General features: G+C 65.8%; 7 protein-coding genes. All 7 read right to left on the bottom strand.

Going from position 1 to position 6,056, the window contains the following annotated elements:
- Window positions 1-123: 123 nt before the first annotated feature.
- Window positions 124-918, bottom strand: coding sequence for a phytanoyl-CoA dioxygenase family protein (locus RBB16_RS09670; protein WP_306045967.1), 795 nt, complete (start codon window positions 916-918; stop codon window positions 124-126).
- A 59-nt stretch (window positions 919-977) separates the two neighbouring features.
- Window positions 978-1,760, bottom strand: a complete 783-nt coding sequence (locus RBB16_RS09665; protein WP_306045966.1) for a crotonase/enoyl-CoA hydratase family protein — start codon at window positions 1,758-1,760, stop codon at window positions 978-980.
- 3 nt (window positions 1,761-1,763) lie between these two features.
- Complete coding sequence (locus RBB16_RS09660) at window positions 1,764-2,618, bottom strand: hydroxymethylglutaryl-CoA lyase (RefSeq protein WP_306045965.1); 855 nt, start codon at window positions 2,616-2,618, stop codon at window positions 1,764-1,766.
- Between the two features lie 5 nt (window positions 2,619-2,623).
- Window positions 2,624-2,920 carry a putative quinol monooxygenase gene (locus RBB16_RS09655; protein WP_306045964.1) on the bottom strand — a complete coding sequence of 99 codons (297 nt, stop codon included), beginning with the start codon at window positions 2,918-2,920 and terminating at the stop codon, window positions 2,624-2,626.
- A 1-nt stretch (window position 2,921) separates the two neighbouring features.
- Entirely contained in the window at window positions 2,922-3,590 is a 669-nt protein-coding gene (locus RBB16_RS09650; protein WP_306045963.1) for a glutathione S-transferase family protein, read from the bottom strand.
- A gap of 73 nt (window positions 3,591-3,663) precedes the next feature.
- Window positions 3,664-5,610, bottom strand: coding sequence for an acetyl/propionyl/methylcrotonyl-CoA carboxylase subunit alpha (locus RBB16_RS09645; protein WP_306045962.1), 1,947 nt, complete (start codon window positions 5,608-5,610; stop codon window positions 3,664-3,666).
- Window positions 5,610-6,029, bottom strand: a complete 420-nt coding sequence (locus RBB16_RS09640; protein WP_306045961.1) for an ASCH domain-containing protein — start codon at window positions 6,027-6,029, stop codon at window positions 5,610-5,612. Before RBB16_RS09640 ends, RBB16_RS09645 begins: the two co-directional genes overlap by 1 nt.
- Window positions 6,030-6,056: the final 27 nt, after the last annotated feature.

Below are 6,056 nucleotides of genomic sequence, written 5' to 3'. Positions count from 1 at the left end.
ATTTCATCTGTACGGGGGGTGCACAGGGGGTGTACGCCCGGTGTACGGGGGGCGACACGCCAAAACCAGGGTCCGCGCCCGGCACGGGCGCGCGGGTCGACGTGGCGCAGCCACGGCGAAACTCTACCGGTGCCAGACCACCGGAAACCAGTCCTCGCGCAGCCGCTGCCCCGGCACCATGTCATGCCCCGGAAACGGCGGAGACGTCCGCCCCGGCCGCTCCACGAACCGCGCATCATCCCCAAGAAAGCGCACCGAAAACGCCCGCCGCCGCCGGTCGCTTGTGTTGCCGCGCGCCCCATGCAGGGTGCGGTAGTCGAAGGCCACGGCATCGCCCGGCTCCATCGTCCATTCCAGCACCGTCATGCCCTCCGCATCCGGGTCAGGCACCGGGATATAGGCGCCTTCATCGGGGAAAAAAGCGTCTTCTTTCAACCACCTGGTCGGCAGAACCGGTTTTGGCCACTTGTGGCTTCCCGCCACCAGCCGCAACGTCGCATCCGTGACCGGATCGAGCGGCGACCAGAAGCTGACGGTCTGCTCGCCCTCGACGAAATAGTAGGGCCCGTCCTGATGCCAGGGCGTCGGTTTCGAGGTGCCCGGCTCTTTCACCAGCACGTGGTCGTGGAAAATCTGCACGCTGTCCGAGCGCATCAGCTCACCCGCCACCCGTGCGGCATCCGAGTGCCGGATGACCTGCTCGAACTCGGGAATCCGCGTCCAGTTGCAATAGTCGTCAAAGAATCTCCCGCCCTCGCCCGGCAGCAGGTTCTCCGCCGCGTAAGGCCCAGGCTCCGCCATGTTCCGCTCCACGCCCTTGCGCAGCGTGTCCACGTGATCCGCGAAAAGCCCCTTGATGAAGACCGCGCCATCGCGGGCATAATCCGCGATCTGCTGGTCCGTGACGGTGATGCCCATAGCCGTTTCCTTCCTCTGTCACGCCGAGACAACGTCAGCCCGCCCGGTGATGCAAGCCCCTAGCTCTCCTGCCAGCTTGGCTTGCGCTTGTCGAAAAAGGCCGACACGCCTTCCGGCCCCTCATCGCTTTCCCAGGCATCGACCAAGGCTGCGATGGTCATGTCCACCACGGCATCGTTCACCCGAGGCTCCAGCGCCGCGACCAGCGCCTTGGCCTTGGCCACCGCGCCCGGCGCGCAGGCCAGATAGGGGGCGACCTCGGCCTCGACCGCCGCATCCAGATCCTCGGCCGCGACGGCCTTGGCCAGCAGCCCCAGATCAACCGCCTCGGCAGCATCGAAAATCCGCGCCGACATGAACACCCGCCGCGCCCGCGCGGCCCCCATGCGGGCCACCACGTAAGGCCCAATGGTGGCCGGGATCAACCCGAGCCGCGTTTCCGTGAGCCCGAATTTCGCCCCCTCGACACCCACGGCCACATCGCAGACCGACATCATGCCGATCCCGCCGCCGAAGGCCTGTCCCTGCACGCGGCCAATGAGCGGCTTGGGCATCCGGTCGAGCGCGCCGAGCATCTCGGCCAGCTTGCGCGCCTCACGCGCGCGGGTGTCGGCATCGGCGGTCATCTGCGCCTTCATCCAGGCCAGATCGCCGCCCGCGCAGAAGCTCTTGCCGTTGCCGGTCAGCACCACGACACGAACGGCGGGATCCGTGCCAAGCCGCTCTGCCGCCTCGGTCAGTTCCGCGATCATCTGCGGGGCCAGCGCATTGTGACGCTCCGGCATGTCCAGCATCAGAACGGCAACCCCGCGCTCATCCACCGCGATATCAATCGTGTCCATGTCTCATCCCTCCCGCATGGCCCGCGCCATCGTGGCGGCCTCGGCCAGCACATCCATATCGAGCCCGGTCTCATAGCCAAGCTGCGCCACACGCGCGGCGACGGCTTCCGTGGCGACATTTCCCTCTGCCCCCGGCGCGTAGGGGCATCCGCCAAGCCCGCCGACTGCGGCGTCGAAGACCCGCAGCCCCCGCGCCAGAGACACCTCGATATTGGCCAGGGCCCGCCCGGCGGTGTCGTGGAAATGCCCGGCCAGTTCCTCCGGCGCGACCTCCTCCAGAACTGCGGCCAGCATTGCGTCGACAGTCTCGGGCCGCCCCTGCCCGATCGTGTCGCCAAGCGAGATCTCGTAGCAGCCGATATTGCGCAGGGTGGCCGCCACCCGCGCCACTTCCGCTGGCGGTGTTGGCCCGTCGAAGGGGCAGTCGGTCACGCAAGAGATATAGCCGCGCACCGGGATGCCATCGGCCTTGGCTGCCTGCGCCACCGGCACGAAACGGGTGATGCTTTCCTCGATGGTGGCGTTGATATTGGCCTTGGAAAAGCCTTCGCTCGCCGAGGCGAAGATCGCGATCTCATCCGCTTTCGCGGCCTTCGCGCCCTCGTAGCCCTTCATGTTGGGGGTCAGCGCGGCATAGGACACGCCCGGCGCGCGGGCGATCCCGGCCAGCACCGCGGCAGAATCCGCCATCTGCGGCACCCATTTCGGGCTGACAAAACTTGCCACCTCGATCCGGTGAAACCCCGCCCGGCTGAGGCAGTCGACCAGCGCGATCTTTTCCGCCGTCGGGATTTGCCGCTTTTCGTTCTGCAACCCGTCGCGCGGGCCCACCTCGAAGAGTTCAACCGGTTCCGCCATGGCCGTCACGCAATCTGACCAAGGGCGTGCACCTCGGCATCGAGGGTCATCTCGGGCCGGGTGCGCGCACGGTGCCGCGCGATTGCCGCGCCCTCCATATGCGCCTCCCAATCCGCTCGGGTGGCCCATTCTTCCACGAAGACAAGCACCGTCGGATCATCCTGAGATTGCGTCAGATCATAGCGCAGGCAACCGGGTTCCTCGCGGACCTCCGCCACCATGATCCGCATCGACGCAATGAGGTCGTCCAACGTCTCCGGTGCCGCCGCGATCCGGGCGATGACGTGCAAGGGGGCGGTCATGTCAGGGTCCTTTCTCGATCTCCCAGGGTGGGTAGAAGGCTTGTTTATACAGCTTTTCATGCGATTCCGTCGGGCGTGACAGCAGGAAACCGGGCCGCTCGGTGATCCGCGCATACCAGGCGGACAGCGCCGGGAAGGGGTCGAGCCGCGCGAAATGGCGCGCCATGTAGAGCGCCTGCCCCACGGAAATATCCGCCGCCGAAAAGCCGCTGTCGAGCAGGTAGTCCCGCCCCTCCAGCCGCGCCTCGATGGCGGCGTAGCATTTTTCCAGCCGCTTGGCTTCCAGCTTCATGACCACCGGGCTGCGCATGCTGTCATCATAGAGCATGATGTGCTGCTGCGTCAGGATCGCGCAATGCTGGCTGATGGTTTCCGAGAAGTGGATCCAGATCAGCCATTGCGCCCGGTCAGGATGCCCTGGCGCGCGGCCAAGCCCTGCCTCGGGGAAGCGTTCGCACAGAAGTTCGGTAATTGCGCCGGTTTCCCACCAGCACTCCCCGTCGATCTCCAGTGCGGGCACGCGGCCCGCCGGGTTCTTGGCCAGGTAATCGGCCGAGCGCAGCGATTTGTCGAAGGGCCAGACCTGCAGCTCGTAAGCCACCCCCAGTTCGTTGAGCAGCCACAGGGTGCGCATCGAGCGACTTTGCGGAACGTGATGCAGACGGATCATCGCGAAACCTCTCCACAAGGCGGAAGAATTTTCGAAAATTCTTCACAAATTTCTTCGAAGAAATTTGCCCCGCTCATGCCTTGTCCTCATCGTCCAGCCGAATGAGCGCCGCGCCTTCCTCCACCTGCTGACCGGCACTGGCCAGCACCTCGGCCACGGTCCCGTCGCGGCCCGCCGTCAGGGTATGCTCCATCTTCATCGCTTCCAGGATCGCCAACCGATCTCCAGCGGCAACCTCCTGCCCCGGCTCCACGAACACCGCTTTCACCAACCCCGGCATCGGCGCGACGATCAAACCAAGCGCAACCGCACCCTCGGCTGCCACGTCCAGCGGATCGACCGGATCGAAATGGTAACCGTTGCCCCAGAACACCGAGATACCCGCCGCATGTGTCACGACCTCTGCCGGCGTGGGCGCCCCATCGACGCTCCAACGGCCCTCCGTCAAGGCGATCTCATGGACCGTGCCATCGATCTCCACCCGGAAGCGACCGGGCGAGAGAGTTTCGACAAAGGCCCTCAGCCGTTCGCCACGGTAGTCGAACGCCACCGACTGTTTCAGCGGTGCCCAGAGGCTGAACCCCTGTAGCGGTGCCGCGCCCTGATGCAGCCCCAGGGCCCCAAGCGCCGCCAGTGCGCGGGCGCGGCTGCAGGCGACCGGATCGGCGGCGAGGCTGTCCAGATCGCGGTCAATGAGCCCGGTATCCACCTCGCCCGCCGCAAACCCGTCATGCTGCGCCAGCGCGCGCAGGAAGGCGAGGTTCGTCACAGAGCCCGCCACCTGCGTGCCCGCGAGGGCCTGATCCAGCCGTTTCAGCGCCACCGCCCGCGTGGGGCCATGGACGATCACCTTGGAAATCATCGGATCATACCAGGGGCTGATCGTGTCCCCCGCCCGAACGCCCGTGTCACAGCGCGCGCTTTCGGGGAAGTGCAGATGCGCCAGCGTCCCGGTCGCGGGCAGGAAGCCCTTGGGCACGTCCTCGGCATAAAGCCGCGCCTCAAACGCATGGCCGGTGATGGTCAGATCCTCCTGCCGCGCGGGCAAAGCCTCCCCCGCCGCAACGCACAGCTGCCATTCGACAAGGTCCACGCCGGTGATCGCCTCCGTCACCGGATGCTCCACCTGCAGGCGGGTGTTCATTTCCATGAACCAGAATCCGTCGGGCCGCAGACCCTTGGACCCGTCCACGATGAATTCCACCGTGCCCGCGCCCTTGTAGCCGATGGCCTCGGCGGCGCGCACACCGGCCTGCCCCATGGCCGCCCGCATCTCTGCGGTCATACCCGGCGCGGGGGCTTCTTCGATCACCTTCTGGTGGCGACGTTGCAACGAACAGTCGCGCTCGAAGAGATGCACCGCATGGGTGCCGTCGCCAAAGACCTGCACCTCGATATGGCGCGGCTGCAGGACGTATTTCTCGATCAGCACCGCGTCATTGCCAAAGGCGGTCTTCGCCTCGCCCTTGGCGCTGGCCAGCGCGTTCATGAAGTCATCAGGCCGGTCGACCTTGCGCATCCCCTTGCCGCCGCCGCCCGCGACCGCCTTGATCAGCACCGGGTAACCGATGGTATCGGCGGCACCCGACAGGTGCTCAGGGTCCTGGTTGTCGCCGTGATAGCCTGGGACAACAGGCACCCCTGCCTCTTCCATCAATTTCTTGGCCGCGTCCTTGAGACCCATCTTTCGGATAGCGTCCGCGGAAGGCCCGATAAAGGTCAGCCCTGCGGCCTCCACCGCTTCCACGAAATCGGGGTTTTCCGACAGGAAGCCATAGCCCGGATGGATCGCCTCCGCACCCGTTGCCAGAGCCGCCGCGATGATCGCATCGCCTTTCAGATAGCTCTCAGCCGGAGCCGATCCACCGATATGCACCGCCTCATCGGCCAGGGCCACGTGCCGCGCGCCCGCATCGGCGTCGGAATAGACGGCCACCGTGCGGACGCCCATGGCGCGGGCCGTATCCATGACCCGGCAGGCAATCTCGCCCCGGTTGGCGATCAGAATCTTGGTGAACATCATGCGTAATCCTCCACCATGCGGAACCGTTCGCACATGAGTTCCATGTCTTCCGAGAAACCGCCGTTGCGGGTGAAATAGGCGCGATAGCCCTCACGCCAGTGGGCGAGGTCGCGGAATTCCCCTTGTGCGGCCACGAACTCCTCGTCCATTTCGTCGAAGCGGCGTGTCGTGACCTCGACCGTTTCCAGCATCATCGCGGGCGTCCCGTCCCAGTTCAGCGCCACATCCCGGCGCCCCACCTTGGGGAACGCATCACCGCCTTCGGTATAGGCGCGCATTGCCTCGCAAGTGGCCGTTTTCTTGCCGTTGCGCACAAGTGCGAGGATGCTGGTGCACAAGGCTTCACTGTCGCCGAAGCGGAAGGTCTCGGCATCGGGGTTCGCGTCGATGATCTGTTGCAGGGTCCTTTGGGTCATGACTGTCTCCAACCTGCCACGTGCCCG

Origin of the sequence: Nioella sp. MMSF_3534 (assembly GCF_030732985.1) — a bacterium.
Classification (GTDB): domain Bacteria; phylum Pseudomonadota; class Alphaproteobacteria; order Rhodobacterales; family Rhodobacteraceae; genus Nioella.
Note: the sequence above shows the minus strand (reverse complement) of the source record. Positions and strands in the feature narration are given on the sequence as shown.